This is a genomic window from Psychrobacillus sp. NPDC058041 (assembly GCF_042885655.1).
GTDB lineage: Bacteria > Bacillota > Bacilli > Bacillales_A > Planococcaceae > Psychrobacillus.
In genome coordinates, this window is the sequence record NZ_JBHVRO010000006.1 from 234279 (window position 1) to 253309 (window position 19031).

General features: G+C 32.7%; 29 protein-coding genes and 1 pseudogene. 26 read left to right on the top strand and 4 right to left on the bottom strand.

Annotated features, from left to right (window positions below):
• The first annotated feature begins 6 nt into the window (after positions 1-6).
• Complete coding sequence (locus ACFVR1_RS11970; protein WP_387584268.1) at positions 7-792, top strand: hypothetical protein; 786 nt, start codon at positions 7-9, stop codon at positions 790-792.
• Between the two features lie 167 nt (positions 793-959).
• Here ACFVR1_RS11970 and ACFVR1_RS11975 read toward each other — a convergent pair.
• From ACFVR1_RS11975 to ACFVR1_RS11985, 3 genes and pseudogenes are all read right to left on the bottom strand, one after another.
• Positions 960-1114, bottom strand: a pseudogene (locus ACFVR1_RS11975) (DUF1541 domain-containing protein); the annotation flags it as partial.
• A gap of 334 nt (positions 1115-1448) precedes the next feature.
• Positions 1449-2360 carry a DMT family transporter gene (locus tag ACFVR1_RS11980; RefSeq protein ID WP_387584270.1) on the bottom strand — a complete coding sequence of 304 codons (912 nt, stop codon included), beginning with the start codon at positions 2358-2360 and terminating at the stop codon, positions 1449-1451.
• Between the two features lie 39 nt (positions 2361-2399).
• Positions 2400-2939 carry a flavodoxin family protein gene (locus tag ACFVR1_RS11985; RefSeq protein ID WP_387584271.1) on the bottom strand — a complete coding sequence of 180 codons (540 nt, stop codon included), beginning with the start codon at positions 2937-2939 and terminating at the stop codon, positions 2400-2402.
• Positions 2940-3078: 139 nt separating this feature from the next.
• On the opposite strand from ACFVR1_RS11985, the gene ACFVR1_RS11990 reads away from it, so the two are divergent.
• The 18 genes from ACFVR1_RS11990 to ACFVR1_RS12075 all read left to right on the top strand — a co-directional run bounded on the left by ACFVR1_RS11990 (position 3079) and on the right by ACFVR1_RS12075 (position 13962).
• Complete coding sequence (locus ACFVR1_RS11990; RefSeq protein ID WP_387584273.1) at positions 3079-3963, top strand: LysR family transcriptional regulator; 885 nt, start codon at positions 3079-3081, stop codon at positions 3961-3963.
• A 393-nt stretch (positions 3964-4356) separates the two neighbouring features.
• Positions 4357-4653, top strand: a complete 297-nt coding sequence (locus ACFVR1_RS11995) for a hypothetical protein (protein ID WP_387584274.1) — start codon at positions 4357-4359, stop codon at positions 4651-4653.
• Positions 4654-4966: 313 nt separating this feature from the next.
• A complete protein-coding gene (locus ACFVR1_RS12000) occupies positions 4967-5254 on the top strand; it encodes a hypothetical protein (RefSeq protein WP_387584275.1) in 288 nt (95 codons plus the stop codon).
• 281 nt (positions 5255-5535) lie between these two features.
• Positions 5536-6012, top strand: coding sequence for an NUDIX hydrolase (locus tag ACFVR1_RS12005; RefSeq protein WP_387584276.1), 477 nt, complete (start codon positions 5536-5538; stop codon positions 6010-6012).
• A gap of 66 nt (positions 6013-6078) precedes the next feature.
• Positions 6079-6342, top strand: a complete 264-nt coding sequence (locus ACFVR1_RS12010) for a hypothetical protein (RefSeq protein ID WP_387584277.1) — start codon at positions 6079-6081, stop codon at positions 6340-6342.
• A gap of 196 nt (positions 6343-6538) precedes the next feature.
• Positions 6539-6898: a DUF7674 family protein gene (locus ACFVR1_RS12015; RefSeq protein WP_387584279.1), complete on the top strand. Its 360-nt coding sequence runs from the start codon at positions 6539-6541 to the stop codon at positions 6896-6898.
• Positions 6899-7006: 108 nt separating this feature from the next.
• Positions 7007-7390 carry a hypothetical protein gene (locus tag ACFVR1_RS12020; protein ID WP_387584280.1) on the top strand — a complete coding sequence of 128 codons (384 nt, stop codon included), beginning with the start codon at positions 7007-7009 and terminating at the stop codon, positions 7388-7390.
• 207 nt (positions 7391-7597) lie between these two features.
• Complete coding sequence (locus ACFVR1_RS12025; protein WP_387584282.1) at positions 7598-8122, top strand: DUF2199 domain-containing protein; 525 nt, start codon at positions 7598-7600, stop codon at positions 8120-8122.
• A 112-nt stretch (positions 8123-8234) separates the two neighbouring features.
• Entirely contained in the window at positions 8235-8438 is a 204-nt protein-coding gene (locus ACFVR1_RS12030) for a hypothetical protein (protein ID WP_387584283.1), read from the top strand.
• A gap of 27 nt (positions 8439-8465) precedes the next feature.
• A complete protein-coding gene (locus ACFVR1_RS12035; RefSeq protein WP_387584284.1) occupies positions 8466-8909 on the top strand; it encodes an IS3 family transposase in 444 nt (147 codons plus the stop codon).
• 8 nt (positions 8910-8917) lie between these two features.
• Entirely contained in the window at positions 8918-9343 is a 426-nt protein-coding gene (locus tag ACFVR1_RS12040; RefSeq protein ID WP_387584286.1) for an IS3 family transposase, read from the top strand.
• Between the two features lie 143 nt (positions 9344-9486).
• Positions 9487-9759, top strand: coding sequence for a hypothetical protein (locus ACFVR1_RS12045; RefSeq protein WP_387584288.1), 273 nt, complete (start codon positions 9487-9489; stop codon positions 9757-9759).
• A gap of 102 nt (positions 9760-9861) precedes the next feature.
• A complete protein-coding gene (locus ACFVR1_RS12050) occupies positions 9862-10275 on the top strand; it encodes a VOC family protein (protein ID WP_387584289.1) in 414 nt (137 codons plus the stop codon).
• A gap of 308 nt (positions 10276-10583) precedes the next feature.
• Positions 10584-10961, top strand: a complete 378-nt coding sequence (locus ACFVR1_RS12055) for a hypothetical protein (protein ID WP_387584290.1) — start codon at positions 10584-10586, stop codon at positions 10959-10961.
• 228 nt (positions 10962-11189) lie between these two features.
• Positions 11190-11771: a hypothetical protein gene (locus ACFVR1_RS12060; RefSeq protein WP_387584291.1), complete on the top strand. Its 582-nt coding sequence runs from the start codon at positions 11190-11192 to the stop codon at positions 11769-11771.
• A 136-nt stretch (positions 11772-11907) separates the two neighbouring features.
• Positions 11908-12822 carry a tetratricopeptide repeat protein gene (locus ACFVR1_RS12065; RefSeq protein WP_387584293.1) on the top strand — a complete coding sequence of 305 codons (915 nt, stop codon included), beginning with the start codon at positions 11908-11910 and terminating at the stop codon, positions 12820-12822.
• A gap of 259 nt (positions 12823-13081) precedes the next feature.
• A complete protein-coding gene (locus ACFVR1_RS12070; protein WP_387584294.1) occupies positions 13082-13279 on the top strand; it encodes a hypothetical protein in 198 nt (65 codons plus the stop codon).
• Between the two features lie 317 nt (positions 13280-13596).
• Entirely contained in the window at positions 13597-13962 is a 366-nt protein-coding gene (locus tag ACFVR1_RS12075) for a peptidylprolyl isomerase (RefSeq protein WP_387584295.1), read from the top strand.
• 181 nt (positions 13963-14143) lie between these two features.
• Here the strand turns inward: ACFVR1_RS12075 and ACFVR1_RS12080 are convergent, their stop codons facing one another.
• Positions 14144-14332: a hypothetical protein gene (locus ACFVR1_RS12080; protein WP_387584297.1), complete on the bottom strand. Its 189-nt coding sequence runs from the start codon at positions 14330-14332 to the stop codon at positions 14144-14146.
• Positions 14333-14622: 290 nt separating this feature from the next.
• Between ACFVR1_RS12080 and ACFVR1_RS12085 the strand changes: the two genes are divergently transcribed.
• The 7 genes from ACFVR1_RS12085 (at position 14623) to ACFVR1_RS12115 (ending at position 18798) form a co-directional block, all read left to right on the top strand.
• A complete protein-coding gene (locus ACFVR1_RS12085; protein ID WP_387584298.1) occupies positions 14623-15012 on the top strand; it encodes a contact-dependent growth inhibition system immunity protein in 390 nt (129 codons plus the stop codon).
• Between the two features lie 148 nt (positions 15013-15160).
• Positions 15161-15607 carry a hypothetical protein gene (locus ACFVR1_RS12090; RefSeq protein ID WP_387584299.1) on the top strand — a complete coding sequence of 149 codons (447 nt, stop codon included), beginning with the start codon at positions 15161-15163 and terminating at the stop codon, positions 15605-15607.
• Between the two features lie 124 nt (positions 15608-15731).
• Positions 15732-16001: a hypothetical protein gene (locus tag ACFVR1_RS12095; protein WP_387584301.1), complete on the top strand. Its 270-nt coding sequence runs from the start codon at positions 15732-15734 to the stop codon at positions 15999-16001.
• Positions 16002-16198: 197 nt separating this feature from the next.
• Positions 16199-17095, top strand: a complete 897-nt coding sequence (locus ACFVR1_RS12100; RefSeq protein WP_387584302.1) for an RCC1 domain-containing protein — start codon at positions 16199-16201, stop codon at positions 17093-17095.
• 256 nt (positions 17096-17351) lie between these two features.
• A complete protein-coding gene (locus tag ACFVR1_RS12105; protein ID WP_387584303.1) occupies positions 17352-17804 on the top strand; it encodes an SgcJ/EcaC family oxidoreductase in 453 nt (150 codons plus the stop codon).
• Positions 17805-18064: 260 nt separating this feature from the next.
• On the top strand, positions 18065-18247 hold the full coding sequence (locus tag ACFVR1_RS12110; RefSeq protein ID WP_387584305.1) for a PspC domain-containing protein: 183 nt from the start codon (positions 18065-18067) through the stop codon (positions 18245-18247).
• 146 nt (positions 18248-18393) lie between these two features.
• Positions 18394-18798 (top strand): hypothetical protein, encoded by a 405-nt coding sequence (locus tag ACFVR1_RS12115; protein ID WP_387584306.1) that lies wholly within the window; start codon positions 18394-18396, stop codon positions 18796-18798.
• The last annotated feature ends 233 nt before the right edge of the window (positions 18799-19031 follow it).

The following is a 19031-nucleotide window of genomic DNA, read 5'->3' on the forward strand; positions in this document are numbered from 1 at the left end:
GGTAAAATGTTAAGAATAAGGAAAAATGCGGATTTAGTTAAATGGCTTAATGATAACTTTGGTTTCGAAGATGGGTATGTTTCAGATATAAAAAAGATTGACAAAAGAACAGTTAGAATGTGTATTGGTATTCAAGTAGAAGGAAATTATGTCGCTGGAACTCCAAAAGTATTAATGGAATATACCATTATTGCTAAAGGTGTAAGAAATTTTAAAAATAATATTCAATATGACCCTGAACATTGCATTGAGGGCTTATTTCATATTGAAACAACAGAAGGAATAGGAATTGAAGTAGATTTGCCTGAAACTGTGCAGATATATTGTGAAGAAATATGTGTTGAAGAACCTAGATATATTCGAACTATTACTAAACCCTGGGTCAGTGATAATCATTTATATGCAAAGGTACCTGGCTGGGAGGTACCAAGACCAGTTACTTGGATTGTTCAGCTTGAAAAAAAAGGTTTAAGGGTTTCTTGGAGGTATGGTGGTAGTGAAATAAAGTTACCAGAACAAGTTCCTTATCCAGACTATTCAGGATGGTTTCTTCAGGAAACCAATAAAATTCAATATACACAATTTGGAATTTTTATAAAACACGTACACCCTGAAGCTAATGGTTTTTCTATTTCGATAGATAACTATAACTATGAAGCTGAAAAAGATTTATGGATAGCATTAACACAAGTAATTGCAGAGTTTCCAGATGTTGAAATTCACATAGGCAATTGTAAGCTTACAGGAACACAATGGAATAATTATATTCATTCAGGAGAATTGCCTTATTAACGAAATGAAGATAAACAATTCACCTGAGTTTTTTTGCTCTGTCAATTAGACTGTGAAGACAAACCTTATTAAGCTAACGGGTGCTTTACTTCAAGAAGGAGTAAAGCCTTTTTCTTATTGAACTACAGCAGCAGGTTAGTTGAATAAGCTTTTTTGAAAAATATACTTTATTCAACTGCTGATAATTCACTTTCTGTTACCCATTTATGATTGGCTATTTGTTCCCCTGTTGTAGAAGTGAAGTCAACATATAAACAGTTGTTTCTTTAGCAGAATCAATTGTAGCATTTACTCCCTTCATCCCTTCCATATGATCAGCGGTGCTTCGGTCCCAATCATTAATTACTTCTTTTACAATCTGGTAGTGGTTCATAATATCCACCTTTTAAAATGTATTATTAGTGATTTATTCTACACCGATAATCTTAATTAATTTCTAAAAATCCACCTCTTATCATACTTAGAGGTGATTTTTTATTTGGTGTCAATCTTGTTGATATTTGTAATTTAATAAATATTCATCAATATAAAAAACGCTGTAGTACACAGCGTTTTTTACTTTAAAATGGAGGAATAGGATTCCCTAGGAAGCGCTTATTAGAAAGCAGAGTGCCAAGGTCACTTTTTTATTCTCCGTATATTCATGTACATTTTATTTATTTTGGAGTATCGGAAAAACTTTTCCTTACTATATAATTAACCTTTAATTTAGATAATTTTTTTATATTAATTTGTGCAATTAAGATTCCCATAATAACAATACTACAACTAATAATATCTTTTAACGTAAAAACTTCCTTTAAAAATAGAACAGCAAACAATGCTGCAAAAATTGGTTCAAGTGCAAATATTAATCCTGTATGTATAGGGGTAGTATATTTTTGGGCAATCGTTTGGCCAATAAACCCAAATGCGCTGCAAAGTATCCCGAGTCCTAAAATAGCTATCCAAGAGTTTAGTGTAGATGGTAAAGATGGATTTTCAAATAGGACACTGCAAATCATCGCTAATGTTCCAGCTACACCTAATTGTAATATACCAAGAGTCAATGGATCATCTTCTTTTGTCAATTTTCCAGTTAAAATGATGAATGCTGCATATAACAGTGCACCAATGATACAAAAAAGATCACCATGGTTTATTGTTAATGAATGTTTTAATGTTAATAACCCAATACCTGTTAAAATAAATATTAAACCGATAAAAATTTGCTTAGAGGGTAACCGTCGAACTAATAAACAATTGATTAATGGTACGAATATAACGGTAAGACTTACAAGGAAACCGGCATTAGAGGCTGATGTCATACTAACACCATATGTAACAAAGGTGAAAACACCAAACAATAATGTTCCTAACATAAAAGAAGAAATAATCACTTTTTTAGTAACTAACATTAAACGTTTATAAAAAAGAATTCCTGCTATGAAAAATGCAAGTAAAAATCTAAGCCCAACAATGTTAAAGGCTTGGAGTGAACCAAGCCCTAACTTCATAAAAACATATGATAGACCCCAAAAAGCATTTATAACTATCAATAACAAATTTGCCATTGTCTGTTGGCCCATAAACTCCAATCCTCCTTGAATATCTTGCGAATTGGAACATTATTGTAATTTTTTTCTTAGCTGTTCCGCTGCAGACAGTGCTTTCATGTCCTGTGAAATATCACCTGGTCTGTTTCCTTCTCCAATAATATAACCTTCAAAAGTTGTCCCTACAAAGTCAAAAATATGTTGAAACTGCTGAATCATTGGTAAACCTTTAATGTATGGCTCATCTCCACCCACTGCAATGACATATGCTTTTTTGGAAGCCATTAAAGACTTGAAATCAGGATATTTTGGGTCCCTTAATGTTTGTGACCATCGATCAACAAAGTTCTTCATTGTTCCTGTCATGCTATACCAATAAATTGGGGTAGAAATAATAATAATATCATGCGGAAGAATACGATCGATGATGGAGTTATAATCATCATTCACTTCGGGAAAACCTTCTTCAGCATGACGCTTATCTATTATAGGTTCAATTGAATAATCCTTCAGATATATTTCCTCCACAACTATGCCTTCAGTGACTAACTTTGTTAAGGTCTCTGTATTTCCATTTGGACGTGTTCCACCATATATAACTGAAATTGTCATTTTTAACTAACTCCTTTTCTTTGAGGGTATCTACTATTGTTCATCGAATGCTTATATTTTATAATAAACTAACAAATCAAAGAAGATGATTATTTCGATTAAATAAATCGGAAATATCGATTTAGAAGAGGCTGGTAAAATGGAAATTAAACAATTGATCACATTTAAACATGCTGCAGAAAACTTGAACTTTACCCAAACTGCGAAATTGTTAAATTTTGCGCAATCAAGTGTTACAGCTCAAATAAAAGCTCTTGAAGAGGAAATTGGTAAACCCTTATTCGAGCGTTTAGGTAAACGATTGATATTAACAGAAGCCGGGCAACAATTTAAAATTTATGCAGAAAAAATGATTAATCTAAGCGAAGAAGCAATTACAGTTGCAAAAGGAGGAGAGGAACTCACTGGTACTTTAACAATTGGTGCTCAGGAAAGTCAGTGTACCTATCGATTACCATCAGTTCTTAAAGAGTTTAAGGCTGCATTTCCAAAAGTAAAGCTAGTATTTAAACCTGCACATTCTGACGAGATGGCTAGAAAGCATCTGATGGATGGATTATTAGATATAGCTTTTATTATGGATAAAAGAAAGCCAGAAGGATCGTTAAAAGTAGAGCAACTGATTAAAGAGGAATTAAAGTTAGTTGTTTCACCAAACCACTCAATTTCATCGATTACAATAGATGATCTTAAGCATGAAACTCTTTTGTTTACAGAAGCAGGTTGTTCTTATCGAAATATGTTCGAAGAATCATTAAACTATTTAGGAATCTACCCGTTAGATAAAATAGAATTTACAAGTATAGAGGCCATAAAACAATGTGTAATTGCAGGATTAGGAGTGGCACTACTGCCTGAGATGGTGGTAAAGAAAGATATTGAAGAGGGCCGAATAAAAGTATTACCGTGGATGTCTTTCTCAACACCGCTTTATACTCAAATTGCCTGGCATAAGGATAAATTGATGACACAACCTTTAGAAGAATTTATTAATTTAACTCGAAAGTTGCTTCTTTCTGAATAATTTACATTATTCTTATTTCAAGACTCTGTAATTTAGGGTAGGTTTTACAACAACCCAGCAATTTGTATAATTCCGAAATAAATATTTTGGCGTCTCTTTCACATTTTCATTATTTTTCAGCAATAATTATGATTTCTGAAGAAGAGACACTTTTCTTATTCAACTAACGGGTGCTTTAGCAAAATATGGCCATCATTTCGATGGTCTATTTTTATGTCCAAAACATTAAGTTGATCTCAGATATGCATTGTGAAATGTTACACTTAAACTAACGGGGCAGTTTAGTTCAACAACGATATGGGGTTTTCGAGGTAAAATAGCTGACAATAGGTGTAATTTTCATCTTTCCAAAAAAGTGGGATGGGTTATAGTTTGGTTTAGGGGGTAGAGGTTTTGTATGTTTTGTTATATAACGGATTTCTGTTAATTATTATTGCTATTGCAATAGCATTATTTATGGCGGCTGAACGACCAATGATTAAAAACAAAAAATTGTCATTTGTTATGATTGGTTTAGGATTGAATGTAATCGCAACTCCATTGGCATTATTTATAGGTGTAATGGCAACAGACTCCCCGACCAGCACTTCAAAAAATTTTTGGGCAGGATTTCTCTTCATCCAGGGAATACCAATCCTCATACTAATAATTGGAATTATAAAATGGTTTATTGACAGAAATAAAAGATAGTCAGCAACAAAGAGATAAAGATAATTGATTCTTATAATTGGGGTATTCTTAAACGGGGGATGCCGTTTTTCTTATTGAAGTAACGGGTGCTTTACTTAAAGAAGGAAGTAACGCCTTTTTTCTTATTGAACTAACGGAGTAGGTTAGTTGAATAAGAAAAAATGGATTTTTGATAATTTTATATGGAAAATTTATTTAAAGTTGGAACTTTACTTCGAAATAAGATGTCTAATAAAAAAGTAATGCAAAAAATTGAGATGATGCACATTAGTATTATTACATGACAAAAATAAAAATAAATGGGGGTATAGTTATGTGGGCAATATTAGGGGTTATTGCAATAGTAGTAACTGTTATAAATCTTTCTTTGTATGCAGCAGGAAAGGATTATAAGCTTGCTATGGCGATGGCATTATCATTTACAGCATTAACAATTTGTGCAGATTACAGTTATCTAACTCGGTGGGTAAAAGTGGAAGATTGGGCGGCTTTATCGGATGTAATACCTGGTATGGCAAAGGCATTTTGGTTTTTGACAATTGTTTCTATCTTGCTAAATATAGCACCTATATTTTTAGAACGAAAACGTAAGAAATTATGACTTATGCAATTATTGTGTAAGTCTTATCTATAATTAACAGGTGCTTTACTTCAAGAAGGAGTAAAGCCTTTTATTGAACTATAGCAGCAGTTTAGTTCATTAAGCATGAATGGACTTTTGTATATAGAAAAATATGTTTCACTTATATCAAAGCAAAGAGGCAGAACTATATAGTGAACGGTAACGTTATATAGTTTGTTGAATTGATTGTACTAAAGCAACAGGTAAATTGAATAAGGATTATTCATATTTTAAAAAATAGAAACAAAGAGGTGTTTTGATTGAGTGAAGAATATTTTGAAGTTCCTATAAGATGTACAGGGATTGCAACCGTTCTATTAAAAAAGATAGAAAATGAATATAAAGTTTTACTCTTTAAGAGGGCAACTTCTATTTTAAAGGATGTTTGGTGTTATATTGGGGGGAGTATCGAAAAAGGGGAAAAGGCATGGGAAGCTGCTATTAGAGAAATTAAAGAGGAAACTGGGATTACATTGTTAGAATTATATACCTCTAACAAGTTTGACCAGATTTACTCACCAAAAGAAAACTATATATATGTTGCTCCTGTATTTGTTGGATATATAGATGAACAACAAGATGTAAAATTAAATTATGAACATAGCGATTATCAATGGTTATCAATTGATGAAGCGATAGAAACAGTTTCATTACCTGGAAATGATGAAGTTCTTATGTCTATCGAAAAACATTTTGTAATGAGAAAACCTCCAGAGTTTTTACGTGTAGGAAATTAACATTTCTTCTTCAGCTAACGTGGTGCTTTACTTCAAGAAGGGTTTGCAGAGAGGGAGTGGAAGTTGGTGGATATGAAAAAGAACCATTACATTTATATTATCATTGGATATATAGGTACTTTATTAATATTGATTGCTGGTATAAGGTACATTTTAATCACAGATGATGTCATAGGAAATGGACTCATATTCTTTGGACTTATTTTTATCCTAAATAGTTTAAATTTTATGGAATCCAAATTTCTTACAGTAAAAGAAAGACGAATTGTTAATTGGTCATTCTTTAGTTTGATGGCGATAATTCTAATAATTGGTTTTACTTTCGTATAAATATCATCTTAATTGAATCATTTTCAACTAACGGGTGCTTTAGCAAAATATAGCCATCATTTCGATGGTCTATTTTTATGTCCAAAACATTAAGTTGATCTCTGATAAGCCTTGTGAAATTTTACACTTAAACTAACGGAGCAGGTTAGTTGAACAAGGAATTATTATATAAAGTTGTTCAAGGAAAGGAGAAAAAATGGAATATAAAGACTTAGCAATACACTTTACAGATGAATTTGAAGAGTATAAGCCTGTCTTACAAGAACATATTCAGTTTAATGGCGAAATCTTAAATCATGTCTTTTTTGGTGAATGCAACGATTATTTTATTGAACTCATTGGAAAAGAGAAGGATATACCTAAGATAATGGAGTTATTTAATTTTCTTGAACAGATGGCAACTTCAGGAGATGATGATGTCACAGAATTACTAAGCGTTACTATACTTGCACGACTTGGCGATTCTAAAAAGCTACTAAAAACTGCTTATAAGTATATGGATTCAGAGACGAGGAAAGCCTCTAATGAAATTGAAAGGTTTTGGGGTAGAACTTGAACTAACGTAGCAGGTTAGTTGAATAAGTAAACCCAAAGGTACGTAAGTTTGAATGCTTAGGAACTTATAATAATTGATAATCGTATTTATTAGAAAGGAGGTAATTAATTGAAAAAAGTTGGAATGATTATAGGTTTATTTATAGCCGTTATTGCAGTGTTCGTATTTATAAATAAATTACATTATCCTTCTCTTCCGATAGATGATATGTCTGCAAAAGAAGCGATTGATATACTGAAAGAATCGGATAGTAAAATAGCAGAAATTGCAGTAGAAGGCGATTTTATTTGGTATATCACAAGTAGTGAGAACAAAGGTATTTCGATTGCTGATGAAAATATAAAACAAATAATTGGTTCAAATGGATGGGAATTTAAAGAAAAAGATGGTGCTGGTCTGTTCTTTGAAAAAGATGGAAAAAGATTAATTGCCACCACTCAAATGTGGACTAAAAATTATGTTCTCGTTAAAATTCCAAGTTATTTTAAATAATCTTGAGTGGTTTTTTATTAAGCTAACGGGTGCTTAGTTGAACAACAGTAATTCTTTTCTTTATTGAACTAACGGTGCAGTTTAGTTTAATAAGGAAAGAGCTACCAATGCATAAGTTTTGATATTTTGAGATAATTAAAAGGTATAAAGGTAAGGGATAAATCTAAATCTATTGAGAAAAATATTTTAAAATAATGGAGATGTAAAATGACAAGCATTACGGGATACACTTGTAATTGCTGTGGGGAATATCATGAAGAACTTCCTACAAGTTATGGAAACCCTGCACCAGTTTATTATTATGATGTTGCACCTGAAGAACTTAAAGACAGGTTTAAATTAGATGACGACTTATGCATTATGGACAATGAACATTTCTTTATTCGTGGATGTATTGAAATTCCTATTATCAATACAGATGAGCATTTAATATGGGGTGTATGGGTATCATTAAGCGAAGCTAATTTTAATAAAACAAATTCAATCTGGGACAAACAAGAATTGTTGGAACCAATGTTAGGTTGGTTATCTACTGCTTTGCCTTGTTATCCTGATACTGTGAATTTAAAAGCAAGGCTTCATTTTAGACCAAATGGAATTAGACCATATATTGAACTCGAACCAACCGACCATCCTTTAGCAGTAGAATATAGGAATGGAGTAACCATTGAAAGGGTACAAGAAATAGCAGAAGAACTATGTGTTAATAACGATAATCGAGAAAAAGAGTGATCGTTTTTGAATCTATGCTTATTCAATTACCGGGTGCTTAGTTAAACAAGACCATCATAGTGCTGCACCCCAAAAGTTAGAGTAATAAATCTAACTTTTGGGGTGTTTTTATATGGCGAAATATAGCCAAGGTTTTAAATTAAAGATTGTTCAAGAGTATTTAAAAGGGCACCTGGGATACTTATTATTAGCGAAAAATATGGCATTCCATCTTCAACTCCAATCAAACATTGGGTTAGGGCTTATAAAGCTTTTGGAGCAGAAGGCTTACAACGTAAAACAAAGCATGAAGAATATCCTGTTCAATTCAAATTAGATGTATTAAACTTTATGAAACAAACAGGTGCTTCTTACCAAGATACAGCGATTCGATAAAGAAGAAGGATTCCGATTAAAAGACATTTTTAAACAAGTTGAAATTCCGGAAGCAACTTATCATTATCATATCAAGCAAATGAAGCAGGAAGATCCAGATCAAGCTTGGAAAACGTTAATTTTAGAGACATTTGAGCAGCATGAAGGTCGATATGGTTATAGTCGGATTCATGCGGAATTAAAAGCACAAGGACATAAAATCAATCATAAAAAAGTACAGCGAATCATGAATCAATTGAATTTAAAGTGTGTAAAATTCGTACGTAAATCTCGCTATAAATCGTATAAAGGGAATGTTGGCAAAGTAGCGAAGAATCGTTTAAACCGCCGTTTCAACACACCGTACTCCTTACAAAAACTTGTGACTGATGTAACAGAATTCAAGTCACAAATAATGAGAAACTATATCTAAGCCCGATTATGGATTTATATAACGGTGAAATACTCGGTTTCAGTCTGTCTAAAAGCCCTACACTGGAATTTGTGATTGATTCACTGAAACAAGCGCTCCCAATCATTCATGAACGTGCAGAATATCATACAACCATTCATTCGGATCAAGGCTGGCACTACCAACATAATTCGTGGGTGAAAACATTAAAACAAAACAAGATTTTCCAAAGCATGTCTCGTAAAGCAACATGTGCAGACAATGCGGCAATGGAGAACTTCTTTGGCTTACTCAAACAAGAAATGTATTACGGGGAAGAATTGATCTCCTACAAAGCGTTACAGATGAAAATTGAGAAGTATATCGATTACTATAACAACGATCGAATTAAACAAAAACTGGCCGGCATGAGTCCGATAAAATACCGAACTCATGCCAGTCAATTAGCTGCATAAATAAAACTCTAACTTTAAGGGGTCACTAACTTTTCGATGGTCTATTTTTTTATCTGAAACATCAAGTAGTTCTCAGAAATCCATTGTGAAATGGTACACTTAAACTAACGCAGCAGTTTAGTTCAATAAGGGGGATATGAAAATTGAAAAGGAAGTACAGTAAGTACTCCATCATTCTAATTGTCGTTGGGATTTTTATTGCATATATGATTTTTCCACCTATCAATATAACTTTTGGAAAGTGGTCTATGATAGCCATTCCCATTGGTTTTGCTATCTATTTAACAGGTATAACAATTGGAATTATCGCTTTCATTAAGAAAGAAAAAGGGTTTATGAAGTATATCTCGTTATTATCCATTCCCCTAGGTGTTTTATTTATTGCATTTCTCTATGCAATCGTCGGTAAAATTTAACGACATTAATTTCGTGATCTTATTGAACTAACGCAGCAGGATAGTGGAACAAAATGATTTTTTCGAGGGTGAAGGATAATAATATTGAACGGAGGAACTAAATTGGAATATGTTTTAGATCACGTTGGAATTGCTGTTAGAAGTATTGATGATGCTCTTCCCTTTTATCTTAATGTATTAAACGGATTATTAGAGGACCGTTATACAAGTGATACACCTGGTGTTGAAGTACACGTTGCTGTTGTAAGAACCAATGATAAAGTAATTGAATTACTGGAACCAACCAACAAGAACTCTCCAATGGCTCGGTTTATAAAGCAACGAGGAAAAGGGGTGCATCATATTGCATATCGAGTTGACGATTTGGACAAAGCAATACTCGAGGCTAGTAAAAATGGAGTTCGTTTTCTAGAGGACACACTACGTACTAACACACGTGGAAGAAGGCTCATTTATGTTAATCCCGCATCAACTGATGGAACTTTAATTGAACTTTGTAGCTATTTGAATAACTAAAGAAAAATTAACTTGAATTTTCTTAATTGGTAGAAGCAATTCAAAGAAACAATATGGGGAATTAACGTGAACTTTAAATAAACTATAACGTTGTTCAACTAACGCCGCAGGTTAGTTTAACAAGAGTACCTAAGCCGATATTCTAGGTTCTTTTTTGGAAAAATGACGATTTTTGATACCTCTTCGAGACCTTACTAAGTAAAGTGTCATACTTCAAAGAATATAGGAATAGTACATTACTAGAATAAAAAAATAATAATGGGAAGAAATGAGGTAAATGTATTTTAGAAAAACTCAGAAAAATAAATATGAAAACTGCAATATTTATGGGGATTATTTTTTATTCTTTGGCTATCTTAATCCATCTTCTTATTATAAGCGGAATTATTCCATTCACATGGGTTAATGGTGGACGCTCTGAATCCTTCGCTACTCAGCTACCACTATCTTTAATCAGTACTGTTATTTCTATTATTGGAGGAGTTTTTACGCTGATTGTCGGCAGAAATATACTAAATAAATACAAAAGAGGAATAACCATTATATGTTGGTTTTTTGTTGTACTTTGGTCTTTTGGGTTTATACAACAATTGTTAGGAACTCCTTTTGAAAAAATGGTTTGTTCGTTTATATTGTTACTTGGAGTCATCTCGAACTTGCGTATGGCGATTGAAAAAAAACAGTAACAATTAAATGAACGTAGGTGAAAAAATCACTTAAAGTAAAGGGTGATTCAGTTAAACAAGACCATCATTTAGATGGTCTGTTTTTACGTCCAGAAACATCAAGTAGCTCTTAGAAACCCATTGTGAAATGTTACACTTAAACTAACGCAGCAGTTTAGTTGAAGAATGAGAGTAGGGAAATAAATGCATTAAAACAAATTTAAACTCTTTTAAAGAGGAGTGATGATATTGAAAAAAATTGGTTTAATTTTAATCTTTTTGTTTTTATCAATTGGTTTATTTGGTTGCCAACAAAACAATAACAAGAAGGTTGATAACGAACCGTCTGATATCGAACCATTAGATACAAAAGCCGAGGTCATAGAAGAAGATTTTGTATATCGACTTGTGACAGAAAAAGCAGAATACGGTAAGAATGAACCTATAAAAATTTATGCTGAATTAGAATATACAGGCGGAAAAGAAGAAATTGAAATTTTTCATTCAGCTTCGCCATTCTCTTTTCCAATGGTTGAGACTACGAGAAATTATGAAATCGGATACGGTATGGATGAATCATTATCAAGCACTAAACTAATAAAAGGGGAACCACTCCGTGCAGAATATAGGGGAAGTGGCGTGTACGATACGGAGGATAAAAAAGAATATATACATTTTATAAGGAAAATTATGAATCAGGAATTTCCAAAAGGACGTTATGTTGTAAATGGAATTGCAGACTTTTATGTTAAAGCTAACGAGGAAACTGAACAAGAGAAAAAATATAATATTAAATCACAGGTTGAATTTAGGGTTAAAAATAGTAATTAGAAAAAAGAATTTCACTAACAGAGTGCTTTACTTCAAGAAGGAGTAAAGCTTTTTTCTTATTATACTAACTGGGCAGAATAGTTGAATTAGTTGTAAATCAATTTTTATATTATTAACTTACTTCGGAGGTAGAGACTTGAACACCAATCAAAAGGCAATTGAAATCTTTGAACAAAATGAATATGAAGAAGCAATGGAACTGTTTCAACAAGCAGTACATGAATCTAGAGACGTACAATCCCTAAATAATCTTGCTTGGATGCACCTTTATGAGGAAGAGGATGATGATAAAGCCCTTGAATTAATAAAAGAAGCCGTTAAGATGAATCCATCCTCATACTTTCCTTATAACATTCTAGGGGAAATTTACATTAGACAAGAACAATGGAAAGAAGCTAAAGAAGCATTGCGAAAGTCCATTTCGATTCAAATATCCAATGAAGCACATCACAATTTAGCTGTAGCTTATTATAATCTTGGAGAGTTTGAAGAGGCTTCGGAGTTTTTCTTGCAAGCTGCAGGAGATTCGGATAATACAATGTATAACCATGTAAAATGTTTAATTGACCTAGGGCGAACAACAGAAGCTAAAGAGAAGTTGGATGTGTTTAACGAAAAATCTGATGATTTTGTAGGCGAAATCGATGTAGCTGATTTATATGTTGAATTGAATTGCTATAAAGAAGCAATTCAATGGTTTGAAAAGGGGTACAAAGAATACGGGAAAAGTCCTTATTGGATTGGTAGATTTGTTTATGCTCTATTTAAAACTAATAATTTCTCACGTATAAATGAAGTTATACAAGAAGCCATTGAAGAGAAGGAAGAAGTAATAGAAGACGTTAAGAAAGAAGAAGTAGAAGAAAACTGGACTGAAAACGATAAGAAAGAGTTAATTGAAGAATATATGGGAGAGAATGATAAATATAAAAAAATGATTGAGTTTATCACATCTGGATATGTTCCTCAATTAGATTTTGAAACATATAGTACTGGGGCGTGCTATCTGTTTGGATGTAAAAGACATAATCATCCTGAATATCAAAAATAAAATCATTCGACTGTCAAACATGATGGTCGAATCTTTGTCATATAAGGTCGCTTTTTTTATTCCAAATAACGATTGTGAAATAATGTACTTAAACTAACGGGTGCTTTACTTTAAGAAGGAGTAAAGCCTTTTCTCTTATTGAACTAAAGAGGCAGGTTAGTTCAACAACAAGTATTAAAAATTTCTAAACTTATTCGCAGTTATAAGAAGTTCGAATAATGCAAGAAAGCATATATATATAGTGAAAGGAAGGTGCAAAGTGAAAAAGGACACTAAATTAGGGTTATTTCTTTCATTGTTTGTATTAATTGGTTTTCCAGTTGTTTTTGTAGTTATATCATTGTCTACAGGACAATGGGATACTTTTTTAATTGGTTTTCCAGTTTCATCTGCTGCGGGATTTATGGGTGTATGGATAGCTATAAGGGAGATAAAAAAGGAACGGAAGAGTGATTAATCGTCCCCACTGATTTAAACATTATCTAGCTAAACGGAGTGGATAAGGAAGACGTATGTCTAATTACTGTCAAATTTATATTAAAAGAAGGAGAAAAAAATGTCGACAATTATATAAGCTAATTATCTTAATGAGTTTGTGAAGAAATATACTTAAAGTAACGGGTGCTTTAGTTAAAGAACAATGGGTTGCGAAAGCCAGCACTTTTTCTTCTTGAACTAACGTCACAGGTTAGTTGAAGAGTATTGTTTAACTTGTTTTTCAACAATCGGGCCATTTTGTTAAATAAACAAAGATAGTGCGAAGGAGTGAAATAAGTGAAAAAGTTATTTTTAATGATTTTTTTAGTCCTATCAATTTTGTCGGCTTGTAATTCATCAAAATTAAATTTAAGTGAAATTGATGGTTTATCAAACGAATTGCAAGATAAAGTTGATTCTAATTTAAGGCTCCAGTCAATTAATGTGAAAAACGGTTCTTATATTATTTTTCATTCAAGTGGAGAAGTTGAAGTTGATTTAGACACACAAGGCAATACAATAATTATAAAGTTTAATGTACGTAATTCTAAAGATGATGTAGTAAAACAGCATATATATTATTTAACAACTGATTCAAATCATGACGTAATAGACGTTCAAGTAGATGGTGAATCAATACCATTTGATGTGATAACAACTTAAAATGTTTTTTACTAGGCTAGTTATTTATGAGACTCCGCAAACGCACGCAATTGTTGAATAAGCTTTACTTTTCTTCTTCAACTAACGAGTGATTTAGTGAAAGATCGTTGAGCTGCTTACGCGGCTCTTTTTTCTTATTGAATCTAACACAGCAGGTTAGTTCAACAAGGATGTAGAAATCCTACTTTTTCGAAGACTTCTTTTTTCTCTCTGGTCGAATTGCTATACCTAAAAGCAGAGATACCCAGCCTAGTGTAAATATATATATATATGTTTGAAAACTTATGTAATTAAGTGGGTACAACACTCCTAATGTAATAAGTAAAATACCTATTATCGAAACTATTAAACCTATTCTTTCTCTATTCATTTTTATAATCTCCTCTATATAGATAAAGTTATAAGGTATTTTACTAGATATCGACATTCAGGAATAGTAGTAAACTGGTCGATACTGGTCTTGGGTAAAAGAGGACCAAGGCACCAAGGATATCGATATAAAACTCTACAGATTCTGTGCAATAAAAGTGAAGGGTGCTCATTCAACTAACGGGTGCTTTACTTCAAGAAGGAGTAAAGTATTTTTTCTTATTGAACTAACGAGGCAGTTTAGTTGAATAAGAAATGTTAAAATAACGATAATACGAGGTGGTAATATTGGTGGATTTTGATATAAATAAAACATTAGACGAAATAGAAGGTACTTCTTTTAAAGAATCAGAACTTGACTCAAATGTAATAATCAAGTGTCATGAATTAAGGAAAAAGAAATTAATAGATTTTACAGTTGAAGATTTAAGAATGATGATAGGGCAAAAAATCGGTTTAGAATATTTGGTTCCATTAGCACTGGAGACACTATCAACAAATCCATTTGTTGAAGGGGATCTATATTATGGAGACTTACTTGAACAAATATTAAGAGTAGATAAGCACTTTTGGAATCAAAACGATGAATTGTCATTTGAATTAAATGAAATAGTTTCAGAAGTCAAATTAACAATAGAAACAATTTCGTCCAGACTCAAAGACTACGAGTGTTTTTCTTAGTGTCGTTTTTCTTCGTCAACTAACGAAGCAGTTTAGTTGAAGAAGGTTAAATTTCCAGTTTGTTGAATCTAATATTAATATGTTAATGACCATTTGTACATAAGTGCAAAGTAGAGGTTGTTGATATTTAGATAAGGAGTTTGATATCATGAAAAAATTGATTTTGTTTTTTATAGGACTTATTCCTTTTGTGTTAGGTTTTCTAATGAATTCTTGGTTGATGCAAAATCAAAATAGTATATTACCTTTTAAATTAATAGGAATTATATTTCTTGTTTTTTGGGCATTGGTTGGATTTATAACTTGTAAGTTTGAAAAAACACCATTTAAGTCAGCCGCAATTATTAATTTACCAGCTTTTTTAACACTCTTATTTATCATGTATCAAGGTATTATATTAGGACAATTTTGGTCCAATATTTTTGGATTGGCTACCCAATTTTATTACTTACCGTTGATTAATATTTCTGCCTCCCTTGGAATATTTTTGCCCTTATCACCATTACATAATTGGTCATTAAGCTTAATAGCCTTTTTACTTATGTTTGCTTCTTACTATTTAGGTTGTTATCTAAAAAAAGTCTGCAGCAATTAGTGAACTGTATTTAAATTAAGCTTCTCTTTTTATTCAACTAACGGCGTGCTTTAGCAAAATATCATGGCGTAGCTATAGGCAATTATTATTTCTTATTCAAACAACACAGCAGTTTATGGGGGTAATGGGCATTACAATATCTATTCACAATGGTATGATAATTGGTTACTCAGTAAGTTTTCTAGAAAATAAATTAATTTTAGATATCGAAACAGTGACAAATGAAATGGTAACTGCTACATTCGAGAATTATTTAGCACATGATTTCCATCATGTACAGGCAGGAAGTATTCTATTTGATATAGATGAAGCCAATTTAAATACATTTTTTGTAGAGAACAAAGAACAATTTAAGAACTGCGTCACTAGGATTATCAGGTTATGTATTTGCTAAAGCACTTAAGATCAAAAGGAATGACAAGTTTGGCGGGAATAATCTAAGTTTGTGAAGTATTCTACTTAAACTAACGGGTGCTTTACTTCAAGAAGGAGTAAAGCATTTTTCTTATTGAACTAAAGCGGCAGTTTAGTAGAACAAGCAAAAGTGATAAATAACAAAATAGGTCTTGTTTTTTAGGGAGGTAAAACAACATGGATTACATTTCACCGAAAGAATCAGCATTAAAGGTGAGACGGTGGGCTAAAAATGCCATAGCAGCAGGTCGCCGTCATACGGTTGGTCTTAAATTTGACGGAACGGTGACGGCTGTGGGTGATAATAACTTTGGACAATGTAATGTAAGTGATTGGTGCGATATTGTGGCGGTTGCGGCTGGTAATGTTCATATGGCGACAAACACGGGTAATGCTCATACCGTTGGTCTTAAATCTGACGGTACTGTTTTAGCAGTTGGTTGGAATAAGCATGACCAATGCGATGTAAACGACTGGTGCGATATAGTAGCGGTTGCGGCAGGTTGGCGTCGTACCATTGGTCTTAAATCGGATGGTTCGGTGGTTGCTATCGGAAGAAATAATGATGGTGAATGTAATGTAAGTGGCTGGCATGATATAGTGGCAGTCGTTGCGGGTGATTGGCATACCATCGGTCTTAAATCGGATGGAACAGCTACGGCTGTGGGTAATAATAGGTATCGTCAATGCAATGTAAGCGACTGGTGCGATATAGAAGCAGTTGCGGCGGGCTATCTTCATACTGTTGGTCTTAAATTGGATGGTACGACGGTTGCTGTGGGTCAAAATAAGGTAGGACAATGCGATGTGAGTAGCTGGAGTGGTATTGTGGCGATAGCGGTGGGGAGTAATCATACCGTTGGACTTAAATCTGACGGAACAGTGTTGGCTGTTGGCTGGAATGAGTATGGTCAATGCAATGTAAGTGACTGGTGCGATTTAGTAGCAGTTGCGGCGGGTTGCACGCATACCATTGGACTTAAATCTGACGGAACGGTGGTGGCCGTAGGTGGTAACGAATATGGACAATGCGATGTAAGAGGGTGGTGCGGCATCCAAATCCTCGGAAATTAGTTTTTTGGTAAAAGGGATACAGTTCCCACAACTAATAATAGTTCCTTATTCAACTAAAGGGTGCTTTAGTAAAAGATCATGGGTTGCCATGGAGAACTCTTTTTTCTTATTGAACTAACGCAGAGGGTTAGTTCAATAAGAAAATACACAGATACTGATAATGAATATTGAATATTGAATATTGAATATTGAATATAGATTTTTTCTATTTTAGAATCATAAGTAAAAATTGGGTATTAAAGGAGTAGTGAATAATATGGAGAATAATTCTTCAAAAGAAGTACAAGCAGTTTATAAACAACTATTAGATGCTTGGAATAATAGAAATGCTCGTGGAATGGCAGATTTATTTACAGAAGATGGCGAAAGTATTGGTTTTGATGGGAGTCAATCAATCGGCAGGGAGGAAATACTTTCGCACCTTAATCCAATTTTTGAGCACCATCAAACGGCTCGATTTGTTAGCAAAGTAAAAGATGTAAAATTTCTAAGTACTGACATAGTAATTGTACGAGCGATTGCTGGAATGGTACCTCCTCAAGCAAATGACATAAACCCAAATGTAAACACTCATCACACTCTTATTGTTGTAAAAAAAGATGGATATTGGCGTATTCAATTATACCAAAATACTCCTGCCCAGTTTCACGGAAGACCTGAATTAGTGGAACAAATGACAGAAGAGCTTAAAGCGTTATTAAAGACGTAGTAAATAAATTCAACAAGTATAGCTGTTTAGGCAACCTTTTTTCTTTTTCCTTACTCAACTAACAGGTGCTTTAGTTAAACAAGACCATCATTTCGATGGTCTGTTTTTTTATCCGAAATATCAAGTAGATCTCAGAAATCCATTGTGAAATGGTACACTTTAACTAACGAAGCAGGTTACTTTAATAAATATTTTGTTTATTTCAAATGGTATAATTAGTTAAAATAGTCCGATTTTAAAAATATGAGGGAGGTTTAATTATGCAAAAATTAAAGAAATCTTCAAAAGATAGGGTATTACGAGGCGTTTGTGGAGGGGTTGCAGAATTTTTCGGTATATCTTCAACAATCGTTAGGTTAATATTCTTTTTTATAGGTTCAATATCTTTTATTGTGTATTTATTTTTAGCAGTGACTTTAGAAAATGATAATAAATTATATTAAATCATCCCTTATTAATCTAACGGGTGCTTTAGTAAAGTGCTAGTTCAACTAAAGCACCCGTTAGTTGAAGAAGTAGTTACGTGGATAATTTTGAAACTTTTGGAACATATAATAATTATAGAAAAAACGCTTAGGGGGTGTTGTTCATGAAAAAGTGGTCAACTTATATATGGAAACTAATTTGGGTAATTGGATTATTTTTATTAACAATCATCAGTTATGATACAAAAAATCAAATTAAAGATAGCTTTACATTTCAAACAGATATTATTTTTTGGACTAATTTTATTATTCTCTTTATATGGGGTATCTATCTATCACTTATTTTTATAAAAAAATGGTCAATTAAAATAAATTTACCATTACTTATTTGCGTATTCATTCCTTGTTTTCTCTTTTCGTTAATTATGCCATTATCAGCAACTTTTCAAATCTCTTTCCCAAGTGTTTTTTGGGTAATAAAAGTTTTCAGCTCCAATTTGATTCCAATTGTTGCAGGTTTAACACTCATGCTAAGCATTTTTAATAACTCAGTAAGGATGAGTGAGTAAAACAGTTTGTGAAGGAATGTACTTAAACTAACGGGTGCTTTACTTCCTAAGATAAAAAGGTGTGCCTTTATGAAACAAACATTTTTTCTTATAGCATTAATTTCTGTAATCATTCTTACAGGTTTTGTTAAGAAAGACCAGGACAAATGCCTTCACTGTAAGAATGCTATGATACCGCTTGGGATGGTCCGCTGTATTCCATTCATAAAGCAATTTCAGTTATTACTTTAGCC

Coding starts and splice junctions, on each gene's coding strand:
- ACFVR1_RS11970 (WP_387584268.1), top strand. CDS start 7: ATGTTAAGAATAAGGAAAAATGCGGATTTAGTTAAATGGCTTAATGAT.
- ACFVR1_RS11980 (WP_387584270.1), bottom strand. CDS start 2,360: ATGGGCCAACAGACAATGGCAAATTTGTTATTGATAGTTATAAATGCT.
- ACFVR1_RS11985 (WP_387584271.1), bottom strand. CDS start 2,939: ATGACAATTTCAGTTATATATGGTGGAACACGTCCAAATGGAAATACA.
- ACFVR1_RS11990 (WP_387584273.1), top strand. CDS start 3,079: ATGGAAATTAAACAATTGATCACATTTAAACATGCTGCAGAAAACTTG.
- ACFVR1_RS12000 (WP_387584275.1), top strand. CDS start 4,967: ATGTGGGCAATATTAGGGGTTATTGCAATAGTAGTAACTGTTATAAAT.
- ACFVR1_RS12015 (WP_387584279.1), top strand. CDS start 6,539: ATGGAATATAAAGACTTAGCAATACACTTTACAGATGAATTTGAAGAG.
- ACFVR1_RS12025 (WP_387584282.1), top strand. CDS start 7,598: ATGACAAGCATTACGGGATACACTTGTAATTGCTGTGGGGAATATCAT.
- ACFVR1_RS12030 (WP_387584283.1), top strand. CDS start 8,235: ATGGCGAAATATAGCCAAGGTTTTAAATTAAAGATTGTTCAAGAGTAT.
- ACFVR1_RS12040 (WP_387584286.1), top strand. CDS start 8,918: ATGGATTTATATAACGGTGAAATACTCGGTTTCAGTCTGTCTAAAAGC.
- ACFVR1_RS12055 (WP_387584290.1), top strand. CDS start 10,584: ATGAAAACTGCAATATTTATGGGGATTATTTTTTATTCTTTGGCTATC.
- ACFVR1_RS12080 (WP_387584297.1), bottom strand. CDS start 14,332: ATGAATAGAGAAAGAATAGGTTTAATAGTTTCGATAATAGGTATTTTA.
- ACFVR1_RS12090 (WP_387584299.1), top strand. CDS start 15,161: ATGAAAAAATTGATTTTGTTTTTTATAGGACTTATTCCTTTTGTGTTA.
- ACFVR1_RS12095 (WP_387584301.1), top strand. CDS start 15,732: ATGGGCATTACAATATCTATTCACAATGGTATGATAATTGGTTACTCA.
- ACFVR1_RS12100 (WP_387584302.1), top strand. CDS start 16,199: ATGGATTACATTTCACCGAAAGAATCAGCATTAAAGGTGAGACGGTGG.
- ACFVR1_RS12105 (WP_387584303.1), top strand. CDS start 17,352: ATGGAGAATAATTCTTCAAAAGAAGTACAAGCAGTTTATAAACAACTA.
- ACFVR1_RS12110 (WP_387584305.1), top strand. CDS start 18,065: ATGCAAAAATTAAAGAAATCTTCAAAAGATAGGGTATTACGAGGCGTT.
- ACFVR1_RS12115 (WP_387584306.1), top strand. CDS start 18,394: ATGAAAAAGTGGTCAACTTATATATGGAAACTAATTTGGGTAATTGGA.